Annotated in this window: 21 protein-coding genes; 9 read left to right on the forward strand and 12 right to left on the reverse strand. The window is 47.4% G+C overall.

The window, feature by feature from the left end:
- Positions 1–54 precede the first annotated feature (54 nt).
- Positions 55–480 (reverse strand): 3-hydroxyacyl-ACP dehydratase FabZ, encoded by a 426-nt coding sequence (fabZ, locus tag ACKTRM_RS17105; RefSeq protein ID WP_003151242.1) that lies wholly within the window; start codon positions 478–480, stop codon positions 55–57.
- A 195-nt stretch (positions 481–675) separates the two neighbouring features.
- Between fabZ and ACKTRM_RS17110 the strand changes: the two genes are divergently transcribed.
- Positions 676–1,740 carry a tetratricopeptide repeat protein gene (locus ACKTRM_RS17110; RefSeq protein WP_012118639.1) on the forward strand — a complete coding sequence of 355 codons (1,065 nt, stop codon included), beginning with the start codon at positions 676–678 and terminating at the stop codon, positions 1,738–1,740.
- Positions 1,741–1,757: 17 nt separating this feature from the next.
- Here ACKTRM_RS17110 and ACKTRM_RS17115 read toward each other — a convergent pair whose 3' ends face one another.
- From ACKTRM_RS17115 to spoIIID, 4 genes are all read right to left on the reverse strand, one after another.
- Positions 1,758–2,579 (reverse strand): flagellar hook-basal body protein, encoded by an 822-nt coding sequence (locus tag ACKTRM_RS17115; protein ID WP_012118640.1) that lies wholly within the window; start codon positions 2,577–2,579, stop codon positions 1,758–1,760.
- A gap of 24 nt (positions 2,580–2,603) precedes the next feature.
- Positions 2,604–3,401, reverse strand: a complete 798-nt coding sequence (locus tag ACKTRM_RS17120) for a flagellar hook-basal body protein (protein WP_007614310.1) — start codon at positions 3,399–3,401, stop codon at positions 2,604–2,606.
- A gap of 159 nt (positions 3,402–3,560) precedes the next feature.
- Complete coding sequence (gene mbl, locus ACKTRM_RS17125; RefSeq protein WP_003151237.1) at positions 3,561–4,562, reverse strand: cell shape-determining protein Mbl; 1,002 nt, start codon at positions 4,560–4,562, stop codon at positions 3,561–3,563.
- Positions 4,563–4,742: 180 nt separating this feature from the next.
- Positions 4,743–5,024, reverse strand: a complete 282-nt coding sequence (gene spoIIID / locus ACKTRM_RS17130) for a sporulation transcriptional regulator SpoIIID (protein WP_003151236.1) — start codon at positions 5,022–5,024, stop codon at positions 4,743–4,745.
- A 331-nt stretch (positions 5,025–5,355) separates the two neighbouring features.
- On the opposite strand from spoIIID, the gene ACKTRM_RS17135 reads away from it, so the two are divergent.
- Both ACKTRM_RS17135 and ACKTRM_RS17140 read left to right on the forward strand, forming a co-directional pair.
- Entirely contained in the window at positions 5,356–5,769 is a 414-nt protein-coding gene (locus ACKTRM_RS17135; protein ID WP_007407562.1) for a MarR family winged helix-turn-helix transcriptional regulator, read from the forward strand.
- 24 nt (positions 5,770–5,793) lie between these two features.
- Positions 5,794–6,990 (forward strand): MFS transporter, encoded by a 1,197-nt coding sequence (locus tag ACKTRM_RS17140; RefSeq protein ID WP_012118641.1) that lies wholly within the window; start codon positions 5,794–5,796, stop codon positions 6,988–6,990.
- A gap of 35 nt (positions 6,991–7,025) precedes the next feature.
- On the opposite strand, the gene ACKTRM_RS17145 is transcribed toward ACKTRM_RS17140, so the two are convergent.
- The 3 genes from ACKTRM_RS17145 to ACKTRM_RS17155 all read right to left on the reverse strand — a co-directional run bounded on the left by ACKTRM_RS17145 (position 7,026) and on the right by ACKTRM_RS17155 (position 10,572).
- A complete protein-coding gene (locus tag ACKTRM_RS17145) occupies positions 7,026–8,480 on the reverse strand; it encodes an NCS1 family nucleobase:cation symporter-1 (RefSeq protein ID WP_012118642.1) in 1,455 nt (484 codons plus the stop codon).
- Positions 8,481–8,644: 164 nt separating this feature from the next.
- The gene (locus ACKTRM_RS17150) at positions 8,645–10,009 is read right to left on the reverse strand and encodes an MFS transporter (protein WP_012118643.1); all 1,365 of its coding nucleotides are present in this window, start codon (positions 10,007–10,009) and stop codon (positions 8,645–8,647) included.
- On the reverse strand, positions 10,006–10,572 hold the full coding sequence (locus ACKTRM_RS17155; RefSeq protein ID WP_012118644.1) for an isochorismatase family protein: 567 nt from the start codon (positions 10,570–10,572) through the stop codon (positions 10,006–10,008). Before ACKTRM_RS17155 ends, ACKTRM_RS17150 begins: the two co-directional genes overlap by 4 nt.
- A gap of 252 nt (positions 10,573–10,824) precedes the next feature.
- Here ACKTRM_RS17155 and ACKTRM_RS17160 point away from each other — a divergent pair, with 252 nt between their 5' ends.
- Together ACKTRM_RS17160 and ACKTRM_RS17165 are read left to right on the forward strand one after the other, a co-directional pair.
- Positions 10,825–12,036 carry an ammonium transporter gene (locus ACKTRM_RS17160; protein ID WP_003151223.1) on the forward strand — a complete coding sequence of 404 codons (1,212 nt, stop codon included), beginning with the start codon at positions 10,825–10,827 and terminating at the stop codon, positions 12,034–12,036.
- A gap of 17 nt (positions 12,037–12,053) precedes the next feature.
- Complete coding sequence (locus tag ACKTRM_RS17165; RefSeq protein WP_003151222.1) at positions 12,054–12,404, forward strand: P-II family nitrogen regulator; 351 nt, start codon at positions 12,054–12,056, stop codon at positions 12,402–12,404.
- Positions 12,405–12,455: 51 nt separating this feature from the next.
- Here ACKTRM_RS17165 and ftsW read toward each other — a convergent pair whose 3' ends face one another.
- On the reverse strand, positions 12,456–13,610 hold the full coding sequence (ftsW, locus tag ACKTRM_RS17170; RefSeq protein ID WP_012118645.1) for a putative lipid II flippase FtsW: 1,155 nt from the start codon (positions 13,608–13,610) through the stop codon (positions 12,456–12,458).
- Positions 13,611–13,774: 164 nt separating this feature from the next.
- On the opposite strand from ftsW, the gene ACKTRM_RS17175 reads away from it, so the two are divergent.
- On the forward strand, positions 13,775–14,350 hold the full coding sequence (locus ACKTRM_RS17175; RefSeq protein WP_012118646.1) for an undecaprenyl-diphosphatase: 576 nt from the start codon (positions 13,775–13,777) through the stop codon (positions 14,348–14,350).
- 17 nt (positions 14,351–14,367) lie between these two features.
- On the opposite strand, the gene ACKTRM_RS17180 is transcribed toward ACKTRM_RS17175, so the two are convergent.
- Entirely contained in the window at positions 14,368–14,790 is a 423-nt protein-coding gene (locus tag ACKTRM_RS17180) for a VanZ family protein (protein WP_012118647.1), read from the reverse strand.
- A 91-nt stretch (positions 14,791–14,881) separates the two neighbouring features.
- Positions 14,882–15,751, reverse strand: a complete 870-nt coding sequence (locus ACKTRM_RS17185) for a M23 family metallopeptidase (RefSeq protein ID WP_007407571.1) — start codon at positions 15,749–15,751, stop codon at positions 14,882–14,884.
- A 138-nt stretch (positions 15,752–15,889) separates the two neighbouring features.
- Between ACKTRM_RS17185 and ACKTRM_RS17190 the strand changes: the two genes are divergently transcribed.
- Positions 15,890–16,381 (forward strand): GNAT family N-acetyltransferase, encoded by a 492-nt coding sequence (locus ACKTRM_RS17190; protein WP_101563124.1) that lies wholly within the window; start codon positions 15,890–15,892, stop codon positions 16,379–16,381.
- Positions 16,378–16,827 (forward strand): DUF5362 family protein, encoded by a 450-nt coding sequence (locus tag ACKTRM_RS17195; protein WP_007407573.1) that lies wholly within the window; start codon positions 16,378–16,380, stop codon positions 16,825–16,827. The genes ACKTRM_RS17190 and ACKTRM_RS17195 overlap by 4 nt, the downstream gene beginning before the upstream one ends.
- Before the next feature lie 31 nt (positions 16,828–16,858).
- On the opposite strand, the gene ACKTRM_RS17200 is transcribed toward ACKTRM_RS17195, so the two are convergent.
- On the reverse strand, positions 16,859–17,296 hold the full coding sequence (locus tag ACKTRM_RS17200; protein WP_007614328.1) for a DUF5392 family protein: 438 nt from the start codon (positions 17,294–17,296) through the stop codon (positions 16,859–16,861).
- Positions 17,297–17,516: 220 nt separating this feature from the next.
- On the opposite strand from ACKTRM_RS17200, the gene cls reads away from it, so the two are divergent.
- Positions 17,517–18,965 (forward strand): cardiolipin synthase, encoded by a 1,449-nt coding sequence (cls, locus tag ACKTRM_RS17205; RefSeq protein WP_012118648.1) that lies wholly within the window; start codon positions 17,517–17,519, stop codon positions 18,963–18,965.
- The last annotated feature ends 28 nt before the right edge of the window (positions 18,966–18,993 follow it).

Below are 18,993 nucleotides of genomic sequence, written 5' to 3' on the forward strand. Positions count from 1 at the left end.
ACATTCACCCCTTTCTATACAAAATGGGCTTTTTATAAGCCCATTTGTTTGCTTTTATTCTCCGAGCGCAAAGGTTAATTCAGCTTCACACACGAGCTCGCCGTCAACTTTGGCAACGCCTTTGCCGCGTCCGATCGTACCGCGCGCGCGGGTAATATCAACCTCAAGCTCCAGCTTGTCACCCGGTTTTACCTGCTTTTTGAAACGGCAGTTATCAATCCCCGCAAAAAATGCGAGTCTGCCCCGGTTTTCTTCTTTAATCAGCATCGCAACTGCTCCGACCTGCGCCAAAGCCTCTACGATTAATACGCCCGGCATAACAGGGTATTCGGGAAAATGGCCGTTGAAAAAATCTTCATTCGCCGTCACATTTTTATATCCCGCCGCCCGTTTTCCTTCTTCGACTTCCGTAATTCTGTCTACCAGAAGAAACGGATAGCGATGGGGAATAATTTCTTTAATTTGCTGAGTATCAAGCATTCTCTTGACATCTCCTTCATCGACAATAGTATGTATAGAAGGTATATGTGGCAACCAATCTGTACATTTGGAAGTATATTATGAATCAATTTCTTTTTCAACCGCGCTGTAAACTGTAACCAGCTGGCAATGAGCCTCGTCCATTAATGTGTTATGATAAATAAAGATTTTTACCCTATGCAAAGAGGTTGGAAGATGATTGCTAAGTTTACTGAAAAACGTACGCTGATGATGCTGAATGAGTGGTATGATGCCATGGGAAAACGCCAATTCGATCTAGCCCGTTCCCTTCACGAACAAATCAATCAGCATCTCCCCAAATTACAAAAGAATGCAAAGCTCAAACTCAGATATCAGCTGTTTTTCGCACGGTTTCAGCTGCTGTTTGAGAAAAAAGACGGTCTGAATAAGCTGTTCTGCGAGCTGAAGCGGCGCAAAGATGAGATGGATCATGAATTAACTTATTATTTCTATTTTTTCAAAGGGTTATTCCATATGGTGAATGGCGCTCCGAACCGTGCTGTCTGCCGCTTTAAAGAAGCTGAACAGTACCTGCCGGCCATTCAGGACCGTTTCGAAGCCGCTGAATTTTATTATAAAACAGCGGGTGCATATTACATGATGAAGTCGCCTGCGCTCTCCATTCAATATGTCAATAAAGCGCTGGAAATCTATCAAGATGAAGCCGGCTACATCAAAAAAACGCTCAGCTGCCGGCTGCTTCTCGCCGTGAATTATATAGACGAGGCACGCTATGACGACGCAGAACAGCTCTTCAATGAATCCATAAAGATAACGGACCGGATCAATGACAATAACCTGCTGTGCCACGCCTATTATAATTTTGGTTTTTTAAAGACCGCCCAGAAAAAAGATAAAGAGGCCCTCCCTTTTTACAAAAAGGTATTGGGCAATCAGCGTTTCGAGAAAGAGTCTCCCGTTTCCTACCTGCATTGTGTATACGAAGCGGTCAGAGCACTTTTTAAAACCGGATCTGCCGCCGAAGGACAAACCGTGCTGCAGAAAGGTTTATACATATCTGAAAAAGTGCAGAACAAGATTATGAAATTGAAGCTGACCGCGCTCAACATATTGTACACCGCTCAGGAGGACCCGTACGACCGATTGCAGAAGCTTGTGCTGGAGCTGCAGAAAATTGAAGCGTGGGTGGATTTGGAAGTGCTGCTTCAGGATATTACTGATTACTACAAAAAAAAGGGCGATTTTGAGAAAGCCGCATTTTTTATCATGCGCGGCTGATCAAAACGCCCCTTCTTTTATCTGACTGAGTTGATTAAGCCCAGCATTTGGTCTCCCAATGTAATCGTGCGGCTGTTCAGCTGATAGGAACGCTGAGACACGATTAAGCCGGTCATTTCTTTTGACATATCGACATTTGAACCTTCAAGCGCGCCCTGCTCCATGCCGATTGCCTGCCGGTTTGCGCCGGTAAGCTCTTCAATCGCTGAAGCCCCCGCGCCGTTTACGGAAAACAGATTATCCCCTTCCGCATGAAGCGCCTGCGGATTATTGACATTGACGATGCCGAGATTAAACGTCTGCGAACGGGTTCCCGCCTGGTCTGAAGCAGTCAGCGTTCCGGTTTTGCTGATTTTCAGCTGAGTCAGCGAACTGTCAATTTGTATGGGCTGACCGTTCTCATCGAGAATGGGATTGCCTCCCGCTGTCATCAGCTGAAGCAGCCGGTCATTTCCGCCGGCCGGCTTGAGGGAAAGTGAGCCGTCCCTTGTATACACCCGCCGTCCGTCCGCTTCTGCCTGAAGATATTGATAAGGTGATGTGAACGCGATATCAAGGTCACGGTCGGTTTTTTTGATGCTTCCCTGCCCTGAGTCCAGCTGCGGAGTCATGACCGTTCCGGCGCCGAGACGCAGACCGGGCGGCGTTTTCCGCATGTTCGGCGAATTTTCCTTTTTGTCATCTATATGGTCATACTGCTGTCTGATCAGCTCGGAAAAGCGGGAGTCCCTCGCTTTATAGCCTGTCGTATCACTGTTTGAAAGGTTGCTGCTGACTGTATCCATCTGCTGCTGAAGCTGATGTAAGGCTGTTGAAGCCGTCAGCATTGATCTGAGCATCATAATTGAATGTCCCCCATTTTGTTACACTTTGCCGATTTCATTTGCGGCTTTATCCATGCTTTTATCGTAAGCCTGAATGACTTTTTGATTGGCTTCAAATGATCTGTATGCTTCCGTCATTTCTGTATACGTGCTCGTCACGTCCACGTTCGAAAGCTCCGAGACGCCTTGCTTTAATGAATACGAGACTTGGGGATTCGCCGCCGCGCTCGGCAGTTCAGAGCCGTCGGCCGTGCTGTATAGGTCATTGCCGTCCCGTTTCAGATTGCGCACGTCTTCTTCCATTCTGATATCAATCTGCCCCGCCGGCCGGCCGTTTGTCGTGACCGTTCCGTTTTCTGATACGGTGAATTTTTCATTGTCGACTGTAATCGGCTGTCCGTTTGTTGATAACACAAGGTTTCCGTTTATCGTAAGCTGATTGTTTTCATTTAATGAGAAAGTGCTGCTTTTTGAATAGCGGACGCCGCCTGCGGTCTGCACGGGATAAAACAGCTCGGCGTTTTCATTCGTTTCGGCATTCTTGGGAACCTGATTCTCCATCAGCGCGATATCCGTCGGCTGATCGGTCGTTTTCAGGCTTCCCTGCGTAAACAACGGTTTCAGCTCCTGCATGTATACGCCTGTGTTGACGGAACCGATTTTCGTTTTTTTATCGCCTTCTATTCGGCTCAGAAGCATCTCGGGAAAGGCGCGGATTGAACCTTGATCCTCTTTGTACCCTGATGTATTCGCGTTTGCGATGTTATTTGACAGCATTTCCGTTCTTCTCTGCTGTGTAATCATTGCGGACGTTGCGGTATATAATCCTTTTAACAAGTCTTCCACCTCTGAAATAGCATTATTTCCAGTTGCCTCACCGGAACATTTGTTCTATAATGAAAATCAGCATTTTTTCTTATTATCGGATTTACATTCCCGTTCGTGAAGGGTTTGACAGAAAAAAACCCCATTCTTTTTCAGAATGAGGTTTTATCATCAGCTCAGTTTGCGTTTTGGAAGCTTGTCCATGTTATCCAGCATGACGCCGGTTCCGACCGCAACACAATCCATCGGGTTCTCAGCAACAAGAACAGGCACCCTCAGCTCTTCGGCAAGAAGCTGATCAAGCCCGTTTAACAGCGCTCCCCCGCCGGTAATGATAACGCCGCGGTCGATGATGTCAGCGGACAATTCAGGCGGTGTTCTTTCAAGAACCTGCTTGGCGGCCTGCACAATGACGGCAACTGATTCACGAAGGGCTTCTTCTACTTCTTTGCTGTTTACTGTAATCGTTCTCGGCAGACCGGAAACCATGTCACGGCCGCGGATGGTGATTTCTTCATGACGTGCGTCTGGGAAAACCGTTGCGACCTTCACCTTAATATCTTCAGCGGTACGTTCACCGATCAGCAGCTTATACTCGCGTTTGATATAATTTAAGATTTCCATGTCAAACTTGTCCCCAGCCATCTTAATAGAAGAGGAGGTGACAATATCGCCCATAGAAATAACTGCGATATCTGTCGTACCGCCTCCGATGTCAACAACCATGTTACCGCTCGGCTGGAAGATTTCCATACCCGCGCCGATAGCGGCAACTTTCGGTTCTTCTTCAAGGTACACATGCTTTCCGCCGCTTTTTTCAGCTGCTTCTTTAATCGCTTTTTGCTCAACGGATGTAATATTCGTCGGGCAGCAGATCAGCATGCGCGGTTTTGAGAAAAGTCCTTTTACATTCAGCTTATTAATGAAATGTTTCAGCATGGCTTCTGTTACTTCGAAGTCTGCGATTACGCCGTCTTTCAGCGGACGGATCGCAACAATATTCCCAGGTGTACGTCCAACCATTCGTCTGGCTTCTTCACCGACAGCCAGCACTTTGCCGCTGTTTTTATCAAGTGCCACAACGGAAGGCTCATTCAGAACAATTCCTTTTCCTTTTACATGGATCAGTACATTTGCAGTACCGAGGTCAATTCCAATATCCCTTGCAAACATCTATTTATATCCTCCTTGATATCTGTTTCACAGTAAAATATCCACATTGTGCCCTAATTATATATATTATCATAATTTATCAAAAAAAAGCTGCTGAACGATATAAGTTCTTGACAAAATTTTGCGGATATTCGCGAAACCGCCCGGGAGGAGAAAAAAGGGCCCGGCAGACGTCAGGCGCTACGGCTGCTGAACGGGCTCCCCTTCAAGAATTTCATCCTTCTTGTACTTTAGTTTCGTCGCCTCTCCCCCTCTTAAATGTCTGATGGATTTATGATAATCGAGTATTTCTTTTACTTCATTCGCCAAGTCAGGATTGATTTCAGGCAGGCGCTCTGTCAGATCTTTGTGTACGGTACTTTTGGAAACACCAAACTCTTTCGCAATGACACGAACGGTTTTTTTCGTCTCCACGATATACTTGCCAATCTTGATTGTTCGCTCTTTGATGTAATCGTGCACACCACTCGACCTCCCCAGTTGGATGTGAGAAGTGTGAAATGAGATCCGTATTCTGTAACAGATTCACTGATGATGCAGCTTCTTCGTTGTCCGATTATATAAGAAGGTTTTAGAAATATGCCCACGATCCCTCACCTCAAACACTCTCTTTGATAGGTTTGTAACAGTGTATTAGCAATGAATTGGGAATATGCTAAAAACTCAATAAGGACAAGGGGCGGGTCATAATTTTCTGCTTTTTGATCGGGGGGTTTACATCCGCGCGATCCTGCTGTAGAATGAAACAGCACAATTAGTTACTTAGGTAAGTTTTTTGAAAAGGAGAACGGAAATGATCCACGTCAACAGACGCCTCATTCACCAAATCAATCAATGCGCCCGCCTGATTACGAAGAAAGCCAATGAACGGCTGGAACCATTCGGCCTGTACTCCTCTCAATGGTCAATCCTATATTGCTTAAAAACGATCGGACCGATGACCCAAAAAGAAATCTGGTCCTATCTGAATGTAGAGGCGCCGACCGTTACCAGAACGATCAAACGCCTTGAAGAAAACGGCTGGATTCAGCGGGAACAGGGAGAAGACAAGCGGGAAAAGCTCGTCGTCCTGACGAAGGAAGCTGAATTGAAATACGACAGCATCAATCAAGAGATGCTGAAGTTCGAGGAAGACATGCTTGCGGATTTCCAAGATGGAGATAAGGAAGCTTTTTCTGAGTTTCTGAATGTGTTTTTAACGAAATAGAAAAGAAAGGGAAGTGCTGTACTTTTGAGTAAATCTGACTCGATCTGGACCAAAGATTTTATTATGGTCGTACTCGTGAATTTATTTGTCTTTGTGTTCTTTTATACATTTTTGGCCGTGCTGCCTATCTATATGATTCAGGAGCTTGGCGGCAGTGAATCGCAAGGAGGGCTTTTGATCAGCCTGTTCCTGTTATCTGCTATTATCACCCGTCCTTTTTCAGGGGCGATTATTGAACGGTTCGGCAAGAAAAGAATGACGATTGTATCCTTGGCGCTGTTCGCCCTGTCTTCTTATTTGTATTTGCCGCTACACAATTTCTATCTGCTGCTCGGACTGCGTTTTTTCCAAGGCATCTGGTTCAGCATTTTAACGACGGTTACGGGCGCAATTGCCGCTGACATTATTCCCGCCAAGCGGCGCGGCGAGGGGCTCGGTTATTTTGCGATGTCTATGAACCTTGCCATGGCGATCGGTCCTTTTCTCGGGCTGAGTCTTGTGAAAGTCATTTCGTTCCCGGTTTTCTTTACGATTTTTGCCGTATTTGTTTCTTTAGGCTTGCTGATTGCTTTTATGATTCGTGTGCCGGATCAAAACAACAGCGGAACGACTGTCTTCCGTTTTTCTTTCTCCGACATGTTTGAAAAAGGCGCGCTTAAAATCGCGATTGTCGGGTTGTCCATTTCTTTCTGTTATTCAAGTGTGACTTCATATTTATCCGTTTATGCAAAGACGATCCACCTGTTGGATGTCAGCGGCTATTTCTTCGTCTGTTTCGCAGTGACGATGATGGCCGCCCGTCCTTTCACAGGAAAGCTGTTTGACAGAGTGGGGCCGGGAATCGTCATCTATCCGTCGATTATCGTGTTCTCCGCGGGGCTTTGCATGCTGGCGATGACAAACAGCGCCCTCATGCTTCTCTTGTCCGGTGCCGTAATCGGTCTCGGATACGGCTCTATCGTACCGTGCATGCAGACGCTGGCGATTCAGAACTCGCCCGGACACCGTTCAGGCTTTGCGACGGCTACCTTCTTCACTTTCTTTGACAGCGGGATTGCCGGCGGATCCTATGTATTCGGCCTCTTTGTCGCTTCGGCCGGATTCCATTCGATTTATCTGGCAGCGGGGCTGTTCGTCCTGATTGCTTTGCTCCTGTATGGCTGGAGCCAGAAAAAAAGAACGCCGCTTGAAGCGGACGGAAACGTTTCAATCGCAGACTGATATGACAAAAAGCCGGGGGCAGCCCCCGGCTTTTTTTATTCGGCCGCTCTTTCCCGCACGATTCGTCCCGCCGCTTTTACATAAGGAGGATGAATATACATAAGCGCCGTATAACCGAGACATGACAAAATGACACCCGCAAACCAGGAGATATCATAGATGCCGGCGAACGCCGGGACGTACATCCCGATTAAAGAAATAAACGCGCCGAGAAAAGTCGCGGCAAAGGCCCGGTAATTATAGCCTTTGTAATAAGTGTACTGTCCGGTTTCCGAATAAAGGTCTTCAACTGAGAGCTGCCTTTTTCTGATGATAAAATAATCAGCCATCATCACCCCGGCCACCGGTCCGAGCATCCCGCCGATGAGCCCGAGAAACGCATAAACATTCGTGGCGCTCTCCATCAGCTTCCACGGTATTGTGAACAGAGCCAAAACGGCGGCCAAATACCCTCCCCTCCTGAATGTAATATACTTCGGCAGGACATTCGCCAAGTCATAGGCCGGTGACACGATGTTTGCCGCCACGTTAACCGAGACGGCGGCGATGCAAAGTGTGATGACCGAAAGAGCGATAACAAAAGGATTATCAAACCGGGCCAAAATCTCCACCACATCCCAAATCGGTTCTCCGAATGCTACTTGTGATCCGGATGTCACCGTGATGCTTGCAAACGCGAACAGCGCAAACGTTCCCGGCAGCCCGTAAAACTGGCCGCGAATCTGTTCTTTTTGCGACGCGGCGAACCGGGTGAAGTCAGGGATATTCAGGATCAGCGTCGCCCATATTCCGATAATGCCCGTCACCCCTGCTGCAAACGGCCAAAACGTTTCAGAAAAGGTGCGGAACTTTCCCGGCTGTGAGTAAATCGGTCCGAGCCCGCCGGCAATATCTATCGCCCACCAGACCATGCCGCCGAAGACGAGATAAACAAGCGGGCCCGCCCACACTTCAAATTTTTTGATTGATTCCATGCCGTGCCGCAGTACAAGCAGATGAATGCTCCAAAAGAAAATGAACGACAGAAAACCCGGCAGATGAAGCCCGAGTATATTCCAATCTCCGCCGAGATTCCCCCAGCCCGGCCATATGTTCAAAAGCAGAATGTGTAAAGCCGTGCTCCCGGCAAATGTTTGAATTCCGAGCCACATGATGGCTGTAAACGCCCTGAGAAGCGCCGGAATGTTAGCCCCGTATATTCCGTAAGAAGCCCTGATAATGACCGGAAACGGCAGGCCGTATTTCGTTCCGGCATGGCCGTTCAAGGCCAAAGCGGCGAACAAAATCAGTGACGCCGTCACGATAATGGCGAGCACCTGCCACGGAGAAAGGCCGATCGCAATGAGCCCGCCCACAGTCGCGTAGGTCGGGATATTATGAATACAGCCCATCCAGATGGATGCAAAATTCACCGCTTTCCATGTCCGTTCGCCGTCTCCTAAAGGCAGTAAATCTTTGTTGCTTAGCCGATCATTCGTTGTTTTTTTCATTTTCTCCCTCCCGCATGTACGTTTTCCTTACATCACATGTGAAAAAAATATAACTGAAAATTCCGTAAATAACATTGGTCGCTGTCGACAATAATCGTTTTAATTTTTGAGCACATTACACAAAAAAAGAGACGGGGAGAGCCCGTCTCTTTTTTTCGCGCCTGTTAAGAGGCTTTTTTGAGGAGAACCGAAAACCGGAACGCCATCAAAAGGCTTACAGCGCCGACAACGATAAGAATCGTCCCAAGCATATGAAAATGGCCGGCGGTAATTTCTTTTCCGAAAAGAATGCCCAAAATGACAGAAGACAAAATCGAACCGAGATACCGGCAGGTCTGAAACAGGCCGGACGTTGTTCCGACCATGTCGGCAGGGCTCGTTTTCAGCATGGCCGCCTGAAACGTGACATTTCCGAGGCCGTAGCCGACACCCAGCACGGACAGGATCAGCCCTTTTCCTATCATAGGCGCCTGAAGAAAGAAAAACGTTAACAGCACCGCCCCGATCGCAGTCAGGCAGGTTCCGGCAACAATCGGCTGAAGAAGCCCTTTCTTATCTATCCATTTTCCGGTCAGAGGCGACACCAGAATACTCATGCCCGACATAAACAGCATAATCAACCCGCTTGTCTGAACGGACAAATGCATTTCATCCTGAAAATAGCTCGGAAGCCCGAAAAAGATGCAGTAAAAGAATATATTCAGCAAAATAAATTGAATATACACCGACGATAGTTTCCGATGCGTTTTAAACAGCCTGACATCAATAAACGGCTTCTCTGTTTTCAGCTCGCGCCAGATAAACAGCCCGACAAACAAAAGCCCGAATACGCCTTCTGTATAGTGAGGCTTCGTACTGAAGGACAATAAAAACGACAGGAGAAGGATAATCGCTCCGGCAAACAGGAGTATCCCGATCGTATCAAGCTGGCGGAGCACGCCTTTCAAGCCGCCGATCTCGCGTTTTTCATCTTTCGGAAACATATACATTCCGAGAAAAAAGCTGAGAATGATAAACGGCAGATTGACGAAAAAGATCGCCGGCCACCCTCCCCAAACGATCAGAAAACCGCCGAGAGTCGGACCGAGCGCCGTCATGGCTGATGCAAAGATTGACAGGACGGCCAGCGCCGAAGCCTGCTTCTCCTGTATATTTGAACGGATCAATCCGACGCCGGACGGATATATCGCGCTGCTTCCGATCGATTGAAAAAGCCGCATGATCAGCAAAGTCATAAAAGTCGGCGCAAACGGCGCGCCGACCGCCGAGACAGCAACAAGCAGAAGCCCGATCAAAAACAGCTTCTTCCTGCCGAGCATATCACCGAGCTTCCCGGTAACAGGCTGCGCCACCGCGCTGGCCAGATAAAAGGACGATATCAGCCAGGACACCGTTGTAAACGACAGGTGAAATTCATGCTGAATACTGTGAAGCGCAAGAGAAATCATCGACGAGTTCAATGGGTTCAGCATCGTCCCCGAAGCCACGGCCGTCAAGAACAGGACGCGGCTTTTTTTGGAGATTGTCATTTTGTCTGTGCGATAAATTCTTCCGTCGTCCGGCTTCTGCCGATTTTCGGGAAGATAAACTTGAGTGTCGCTTCGTGCTGTTCATCGCTGAATGTCGCCATCGCGTCAGTTACGAAAACTTGCTGATACCCGAGCTGAAAAGCTTCTCGCGCCGTGCTTTCCACACCGATGTTTGTCGCAATCCCGCATAACACAATCGTGTCGATTCCCCGTCTTCTGAGCTGAAGGTCCAGGTCCGTGCCGAAAAACGCGCCCCACTGCCGTTTTGTTACCGTATAATCGTTTTCTTTCACTCCGATGTCAGGCACAAATTCAGCCCAGTCCGCCGGCGGAGCCGAATGGCCCGCCGCCTCTTCATCCGTCAGCGGCTTCAGCGCATCCGCTCCGTCATGAAAATCCACGTTCACAAAGCTGATAAATCCGCCTTTTTCCCTGAACACATCAATTAATTTTTTCGCGTTCGGCACAACGGTACCGCTTTTATCAATCGGCACAATGCCTTTTTGTAAATCAATAAGGACCAAAGCCGTTTTTTCAAATTGCAGATTTAATGATGTTGTCATAATGATTCCTCCTGATGCAGTTAGTGTTTCTCACCCCGTTTATTTTACTCTTTCCCGGACAGGATTTCTTCCGCCGTGCTCCGGCGCTCTTTTTATGGATATAAAGTCGCACGACACCCATTTGAAAAAGCAGCATTATGAACGCAAAAAACCATGTCAGATAACCTTACATGAAAATGTTTTATCGTTCTTTTTTCTCTATAATAATGAATTAATCACAATTACATTCTGAATGAGACGGAGGAATACAACATGCAGATGGGCGATACAGTATTTATGTTCTTTTGCGCTTTACTCGTGTGGCTGATGACCCCCGGGCTGGCTTTGTTTTACGGCGGAATGGTAAAAAGCAAAAATGTGCTCAGCACGGCGATGCATAGTTTTTCTTCTCTCGCCATCGTATCCGTCGTTTGGGTTTTGTACGGATATTCACTTGCTTTTGCCCCCGGCAATACATGGCTTGGCGGGATTGAATGGGCCGGGCTGAAGGGGGTCGGCTTTGAACCCGGAAGTTACAGTGATACGATCCCGCATTCCTTGTTCATGATGTTCCAAATGACGTTTGCCGTACTGACAACGGCCATTATTTCCGGAGCATTTGCTGAACGCATGAGATTCAGTGCTTTTCTTGTATTTTCCTTTTTGTGGGCTTCCCTCGTATATACGCCCGTTGCGCACTGGGTATGGGGCGGCGGCTGGATCGGCCAAATGGGCGCTCTTGACTTCGCAGGCGGAAACGTCGTCCACATTTCTTCCGGAGTCGCCGGGCTTGTGCTGGCGATTGTGCTCGGGAAACGCAAGGACGGCACGGCGGCTTCGCCTCACAACTTAATTTACACGTTCTTGGGCGGAGCGCTCATCTGGTTCGGATGGTTCGGCTTCAATGTCGGAAGCGCCCTCACGCTTGACAGTATCGCGATGTTTGCCTTCATTAACACAAACACCGCGGCTGCAGCCGGAATTATCGGCTGGATTTTAATCGAATGGATGCTGAATAAAAAACCGACTATGCTGGGCGCTGTATCAGGCGCTATCGCCGGGCTTGTCGCCATTACGCCGGCTGCCGGGTTCGTTACGCCGTTCTCTTCCATCGTAATCGGTTTCATCGGCGGGCTTGTCTGCTTTTGGGGCGTTTATTGGCTCAAAAAGACTTTCGGTTATGATGATGCGCTTGACGCTTTCGGCCTGCATGGGATCGGCGGCACATGGGGCGGCATCGCGACCGGTTTATTCGCCACCACTTCCGTCAATGACGGCGGGGCAAACGGGCTGTTTTACGGCGATCCGGGACTGCTCTGGAAGCAGATTGCGGCCATTGCGGCAACCTATGTATTTGTATTTATTGTCACTTTCGTTATCATTAAAATTGTAGGTCTGTTCATTCCCCTTCGCGCCAGTGAAGAAGAAGAGTCACTTGGGCTTGATTTAACGATGCACGGGGAAAAAGCATATCAGGACTTATAAAGTGAGGAGTGGCTTAGATGAGCGGTCAAATGTTCAAGGTAGAAATCGTTACGCGTCCGGCTAAGTTTGAAACATTGAAACAGGAACTCGGTAAAATCGGAGTCACATCGCTGACCTTCTCCAACGTACACGGCTGCGGCCTTCAAAAAGCCCACACCGAACTGTACCGCGGAGTCAAAATTGAAAGCAATGTGTATGAACGGCTGAAAGTGGAAATCGTTGTCAGCAAGGTCCCCGTTGATCAAGTCGTGGAAACGGCGAAAAAAGTGCTGAAAACGGGAGAGCCCGGAGACGGCAAAATATTCGTCTATGAAATCGGAAACACGATTAATATCCGCACCGGAGAAGAAGGACCAGGAGCTTTATAAACAGGCAGAACGCCCGGAGACAGAAATGTCCCGGGCGTTTTTTCAGCTTCATTAAAAAGAAGAAACCTTTTTTTCATGCGGGACAGGCCGCTTATGCCGTACGGGTTGTTTTTTCGCATATGTACTGATATTGACCAGTATGCCGCACAAAAACAGCGTCATAATTAATGAAGAACCGCCGTAGCTGATAAACGGAAGCGGCACACCCGTAACCGGGAGAAGTCCGCTCATCGCTCCCAAATTCAATACAACCTGAAACATTAATTGAAACGTAATTCCGATGGCAAGAAGCTTCCCGAACGGGTCATCAGCCCGCACGGCCGTTTTTACGCCGAGAAGCATTAACGCAAAATATAATCCCAAAACGATCAGAACACCGAATATCCCCAGTTCTTCGCTGATCACGGCCATAATGAAATCGGTATGCGCCTCAGGCAGATAGTTCATTTTTTCAACACTGTTTCCAAGCCCTCTTCCGAAAAACCCGCCTCCGGAAATAGCAAAATAGGATTGAATCAGCTGATAGCCGTCCCCGTTCGCGTCACCAAACGGGTTGGTAAAGGAAACGAGGCGCTTCACACGATAGGAAGCGGAAAATGCGAGATAAACAACCCCCGACACCGCCGTCGCGCCGAGCACGAACAGATGGCGTTTTTTCAAGCCGGCACATAATAAAATCGACCCGCACGCCGCCAGGATTAAGGAAGCCGTCCCTAAATCAGGCTCCACCAATGTCAGCAGAAAAGCAGTTCCCAAAATCACTAAAGGCGGCAGAACCCCTTTCACAAATTGATGAATGTACGGCTGCTTTTTCGTATAAATCGAAGCGAAATACAAAATCATCGCGATCTTCGCCAATTCAGACGGCTGTACGACAAGCGGGCCCGCTCCCAGCCACCTGCGGGAAAAATTCCGCTCCAGCCCGATTCCCGGTATCAATACGAGCAGCAGCAATACCAGCGAACCGACCACAAACAGCGGTACAAGCCGCGCATACCGCTTATACGGCAGACAGGCGGCAAATAGAAATAAGCATAATCCGATCAGTAAAGAGGTACTTTGTTTATGGAAGAAATAGGATGGATCTCCATACCGCTGAGACCCCATCACATCACTGGCGCTGTACACCATTAACAAGCCGAATCCGCAAAGCAGCATAATGACAAACACAAGCGGCAGATCGGCGTTTTTCAAACGTTTCAGCAACGGACAAAACTCCTTCGGCTATTCTTTTCCCGCATACTTGACGCACAGTAATACAGTCACGTTTCATTCTGTTTACTTTTTTATGATTATTTTTAATACCAATTGTGTCTCATAGAAAAAAGCATTACACTGTTCATATAAAATAAAGATAAAAGGTGATATTTGTGAATTACGAACTATTTAAAGCGATCAATGGTTTGTCGCACCATAGTGCCATTCTCGACTCTATCATGGTATTTATTACGGAATACGCCATTTACGCCTACGCCCTTTTCCTGCTTGCCATGTGGCTGTTCGGAAGCACAAAAGGCAGACAAAACGCCCTGTACGCGGGCTTCACGGGTGTTGCAGCGCTTATCGTCAACTACCTCATCACGAAGGTCTATATCGAGCCGCGCCCCTTTGTCGAGCATACGGTTCATACGCTGATCCCTCATGCCGCGGATGCTTCATTTCCAAGTGACCATACGACAGGCGCTTTGGCGATTTCAATTGCGATTCTGTTCCGCAACAAAAAACTCGGCTGGCCGCTTGTGATTTTCGGCCTTTTGACCGGCTTCTCAAGAATTTGGGTCGGCCACCATTATCCGATCGATGTGCTCGGAAGCATTATCGTTTCCCTCATTGTCGGATTCCTGCTGTTCAGATTTTCAAATGTGCTTCGTCCGATTGTCGATCTGATCGTGCGAATCTATGAAAGTATCGTTCATAAAAGCAAATCGACAAACCATAATATATAAAAAAAAGCCGGCGTCTGTCACAGACTGCCGGTTTTTGTATGTTTGGCTGTATGCTTTTTCCTTTGTAAAGCACAGAATGCGGCAATGCCGAGACTGTCAATCAGCACATCGCGGAGGCATCCGTTTCTGCCGAAAAAGAGCTGGACGATTTCTGTCAGGAAAGCGGCGGCCAATGCATACAGCACCGCCCTCTTCATGCGCCTGCGCTCCCTGAAAAACAAATAGGCGAGCACAAAAAATGAAAACGCGTGCCCGAGCTTTTGAATCACCGCTTCCGGTATGGCGAGCTCCGCCATATCGAACACAAAGAAACCGGACACATCCGGATGCGGCGTGAAACGGAAGGACACCGTCTGCGACACAATCATATCGTGAAAGCTTTCAGTCAAAGCCGAAACGAAAACAAAGACGAGCCACCCGGCCGCCAGACATTTATTCATTCAGCATCTCCTTCGTTTTCTACTAGTATAAAGGCACATGCGGCAATATGAAAAGCGCCTATCAGAGCTGATAGGCGCTTTGGGATCAAGATTACTTGCCCGAATCTTTCATTGAGCCGTCATCTTTACCATCTGTCTTGTCTTTTGTGCCGTCCTCTTTGTCACCTGGTTTTTCTTCGGTTTCTTTTTTAGGCGTCACATCTTTTTTCTCGGAAGACTGCTGAATTGACCCTTCCGTTTCTTCTGTCACAGCGTTTTTCTCTTCAGCCGCCGCTTTTTCAATAGATGTTACCGGCTTGTCCATAAAATTGAGCGGGTTCATCGCTACGCCGTCCTTGCGGATTTCAAAGTGCACGTGATTTCCGCTTTCTTCACTGTAAAGGTTTTTTCCGGATTTACCGATGACCTGGTTCTGCTTTACTTTGTCGCCCTGATCCACGCTGACTTCAGATAAAGACTGATAGACAGTAGACAGGCCGTCTGAGTGTTCAATTTCAACCACATATCCCAGTACCGGGTCTTTAGCAGCTTTAACAACCGTACCGCTCAGAGAAGCAGAAACATCAAATGATTTTCCGTCTTTCTCAGCTAAGTCAATTCCTTTACTGAGGCTGTACGTGTTATTATAGTTAACAAGTGCTGCTTCTTTCTCTTTTTTTGCGGCATCAGTTTCATAAAACTTTTTCACAACAGAAACATTTTCAGAATGAGCAGCCGGCATTGCGACGTTTTCCATTGACTTGCCTACTTCGACGGCATCGTCTTTGCCGCTGTCATACGCGGAGTTTCCGCCGTTGTTCGTCAGATTGTCCTTCACATCATTCGAAACGGATTGATACCAAAGGACAGCTGTTAAAATGACGGCCGCACTGACTAAGTAGATTGCAGGGAATATCCAGCGTTTGCGAAAAAACCGCTGAAGTTTTTTGACTTGAGAAGTTTTCTTTTCTTCCTCTCTCATTTGTTCATCACCTCAGCAACATTCTGAACACTTTTCTGAAAATATATACACATCCATAAAAAACTTTTTTGGAAATAGTATGTGCAGATTGCACTTAATTATGTAATGAAATGTGAAGGGAGATCCCGGAATATGAATTTGACCCTGCGCAAAGCCGTATTGGAAGATTTAGATGCGGTGGTGGCCATATACAACTCGACGATTGCCTCACGGATGGTAACGGCTGATACGGAAGAAGTGACGCCCGCAGACCGGATGGATTGGTTTTTGCGGCACACGGACCGGCGCCCGCTGATGGTCGCGGAAGATGAAACCGGCAAAGTGGCGGCCTGGATCAGCTTTGAAACGTTTTACGGCCGTCCGGCCTATGACAAAACGGCGGAGATCAGCATCTATCTGCATCAGGATTGCCGCGGCAAAGGAGCAGGAAGCTTTCTGCTGAAAGAAGCCCTGGCACTCGCTCCGACAATCGGCATCCGCAGCCTGATGGCTTTTATCTTCGGACATAATGTGCCGAGCATTAAGCTGTTTGAAAAATTCGGTTTTACCGAATGGGGCGTATTCCCGGGTATCGCCGAAATGGACGGAAAACGATATGACTTGAACATTTTAGGGAGAGAACTGTCATGATCACCATCGATAAAGACAAAGACGAAAACCAGCCGCTCAATAAAAAAGCCCGTTCCCTTGCCGACATCGCCAAATGGGGAAAGATCACCGCCGTGTTTCTGATCATCACGGGCTCTCTTTCCGCTCTGTCAGCCATTGTGACGCTGCTCGGAGCCATTCCGGGGGTTCTGCTCATCATTTCCGGCGTCATGCTGATGCGCTCGGCAAAAGCGGCTGCCGCCCTTCAGGAAGGACTAGAAGAAAACGCGGAAGAAAATATGCTTGCACATTACGCGTCATTTATCAAAATGCAGTTTTTTTACGCGGCATCCAGTGTGGTATTGGGCATTCTCGCTTTTATTTTAGTCGTCATCTTCGCTGTCATCGGAATTATCGCTTATCACAGCACTGATACGTATGACACGCCTGATTCATATTACTATGAGAACGACCCGGTGTTTGAATGACAAAAAGAGCTGATCGCGCGTCAGCTCTTTTTTAATAAAGCATTTCTTTTTTCCGGTCTTCTTCCGTTAAAAATTCAATAAAGCTCTTCATCGCAGACGGCTCCTCGGCAATCAGCCGGGTATAGGCGCTTTTCCGTTCCTCGGACAGAATATCGCTTTTTCTGATTCTGTTCAGCATATAAAGGCGGATCGTTTTTTGCACCTGTTTCCGCTGATAGCCGGCTTCCTTAAAAAACGCAAGACCCAGAGCCGCAAGGAGGGCAAAAATGCCGGCCGATACGAGAGCTCCTCTCCCGGAAGGGGCCTGAATCAAAAGCGATGCCAGATGAAACAGACTAAAAGCGGCGAGCGGGAAAGCAAGAAAACGGTAAATGATGCTTTTTTTCATCAGCGGCGCGATGGCGATTTGTATTTTCTGAATTTCTTTTTTTATGAATCCCGGCAATTGTTCCGCATGCTCCAGCTTCATGCCCTCTCCCCTTTGCTGTCATTTTTGTCTTCTTTTTCATATATGCATATTTTACCGCACCCGGAACTTTCTTTGAAAGAAAACTGCATTCATCTTTGATTCCGGCTCTTTATTCTTTCAAAATGTCAATGTTATAATTTGAAATGGGAATCAGATTGCTGCACTTGTCGGAATACTAATGGGCACAGTCTTGATAAATATGATATAGCGGGGTTGCAAAGTGAGCATTTCATTTATTTTATTCGGATTTTTTTTCGTTTTAAATATACTTTTGGCCGTCATCATGATTTTCAAAGAAAGACGCGATGCCAGCGCTTCATGGGCTTGGCTCTTGGTTCTTTTTTTTATTCCCATTTTAGGGTTTATTTTATACCTGTTATTCGGCCATAACCTGAGACGCAAGCATCTGTTTCAATGGGAAGACCGTAAAAAAATCGGGATTGAAAAGCTGCTGAAGTCTCAGCTGAAGGATCTGAAGTCGAGGCAATTCCAATTTAACAACAGAGCGACTGTGGATAATAAAGACCTCATCTATATGCTTGTCATGAACAACCACGCAGTCTTTACAGAGGATAATTCGGTGGAGATTTTGACGGACGGGCGCGATAAGTTCAAACGCTTAATGAAGGACATTTCCAACGCAAAAGATCACATTCACCTTCAATACTATATTTATAAAGGTGATGAACTGGGAAAAAAATTGCGCGATGCCTTAGTGAAAAAAGCACGCGAAGGCGTAAAAGTCAGAGTGTTATATGATGAACTCGGTTCAAGATCACTCAGAAAAAAATTCTTCAAACCGCTGCGGGACGCCGGCGGCCATGTGGAAGTCTTTTTTCCTTCCAGGCTTCGTCCGATTAATTTGCGGCTCAATTATCGGAATCACCGCAAGCTCGTCATCATTGACGGCGAAACCGGCTATGTCGGCGGCTTTAACGTCGGAGATGAATATCTCGGCCTGAATCCGAAATTCGGCTACTGGCGCGATACGCACCTCAGGCTTCAAGGCACGGCGGTACACGCCATTCAGACACGGTTTATCCTCGATTGGAACCAAGCCTCCCATCATCATACGCTCACATACGTTCCGAATCATTTTCCGGAATGCGAGCCGAAGGGCAATGTCGGGATGCAGATTGTCACGAGCGGACCGGACTCAGAATGGGAACAAATTAAAAACGGCTATATCAAGATGATCTCAACGGCCAAACGGTCAATCCTGATTCAGACGCCTTACTTTATTCCTGACTCAAGTCTTTTAGATGCCCTCAGGATCGCCTGTCTGTCAGGCATCGACGTCAAAATCATGATTCCGAACAAGCCGGATCACGCTTTCGTTTACTGGGCGACTTTATCTTACATCGGCGATCTTTTGAAAGCCGGAGCCTCAGTCTACATTTACGATAACGGCTTTATTCATGCAAAAACGATTGTCGTCGATGATGAGACGGCTTCAGTCGGTACGGCGAATATCGACGTCAGAAGCTTCAGACTTAATTTTGAAGTCAACGCCTTTATTTATGACGTCACCATTGCGAAAAAACTCATTTCCTCATTTAAAGAAGATCTGCTCGTCTCCAGAAAATATACGTATGAAGAATATCAGGAGCGTTCGCTGTGGATCCGCATTAAAGAATCGATTTCAAGACTTCTTTCGCCGATTTTGTAATTCCCGAGGTGTTTCTCGGGAATTTTCT

Source organism: Bacillus sp. D7-8, from assembly GCF_052055895.1.
Taxonomy (GTDB): Bacteria; Bacillota; Bacilli; order Bacillales; family Bacillaceae; genus Bacillus; species Bacillus velezensis.

Excerpts from the sequence above, each read along its gene's own strand:
- ACKTRM_RS17155 (WP_012118644.1), bottom strand. The coding sequence starts at position 10,572 with ATGACAACATCATTAAATCTGCAATTTGAAAAAACGGCTTTGGTCCTT.
- ACKTRM_RS17150 (WP_012118643.1), bottom strand. The coding sequence starts at position 10,009 with ATGACAATCTCCAAAAAAAGCCGCGTCCTGTTCTTGACGGCCGTGGCT.
- ACKTRM_RS17185 (WP_007407571.1), bottom strand. The coding sequence starts at position 15,751 with ATGAGAGAGGAAGAAAAGAAAACTTCTCAAGTCAAAAAACTTCAGCGG.
- ACKTRM_RS17115 (WP_012118640.1), bottom strand. The coding sequence starts at position 2,579 with ATGCTCAGATCAATGCTGACGGCTTCAACAGCCTTACATCAGCTTCAG.
- ACKTRM_RS17195 (WP_007407573.1), top strand. The coding sequence starts at position 16,378 with ATGATCACCATCGATAAAGACAAAGACGAAAACCAGCCGCTCAATAAA.
- ACKTRM_RS17180 (WP_012118647.1), bottom strand. The coding sequence starts at position 14,790 with ATGAATAAATGTCTGGCGGCCGGGTGGCTCGTCTTTGTTTTCGTTTCG.
- ACKTRM_RS17135 (WP_007407562.1), top strand. The coding sequence starts at position 5,356 with ATGATCCACGTCAACAGACGCCTCATTCACCAAATCAATCAATGCGCC.
- mbl (WP_003151237.1), bottom strand. The coding sequence starts at position 4,562 with ATGTTTGCAAGGGATATTGGAATTGACCTCGGTACTGCAAATGTACTG.
- ACKTRM_RS17165 (WP_003151222.1), top strand. The coding sequence starts at position 12,054 with ATGAGCGGTCAAATGTTCAAGGTAGAAATCGTTACGCGTCCGGCTAAG.
- ACKTRM_RS17160 (WP_003151223.1), top strand. The coding sequence starts at position 10,825 with ATGCAGATGGGCGATACAGTATTTATGTTCTTTTGCGCTTTACTCGTG.
- fabZ (WP_003151242.1), bottom strand. The coding sequence starts at position 480 with ATGCTTGATACTCAGCAAATTAAAGAAATTATTCCCCATCGCTATCCG.
- ACKTRM_RS17200 (WP_007614328.1), bottom strand. The coding sequence starts at position 17,296 with ATGAAGCTGGAGCATGCGGAACAATTGCCGGGATTCATAAAAAAAGAA.
- ACKTRM_RS17145 (WP_012118642.1), bottom strand. The coding sequence starts at position 8,480 with ATGAAAAAAACAACGAATGATCGGCTAAGCAACAAAGATTTACTGCCT.
- ACKTRM_RS17110 (WP_012118639.1), top strand. The coding sequence starts at position 676 with ATGATTGCTAAGTTTACTGAAAAACGTACGCTGATGATGCTGAATGAG.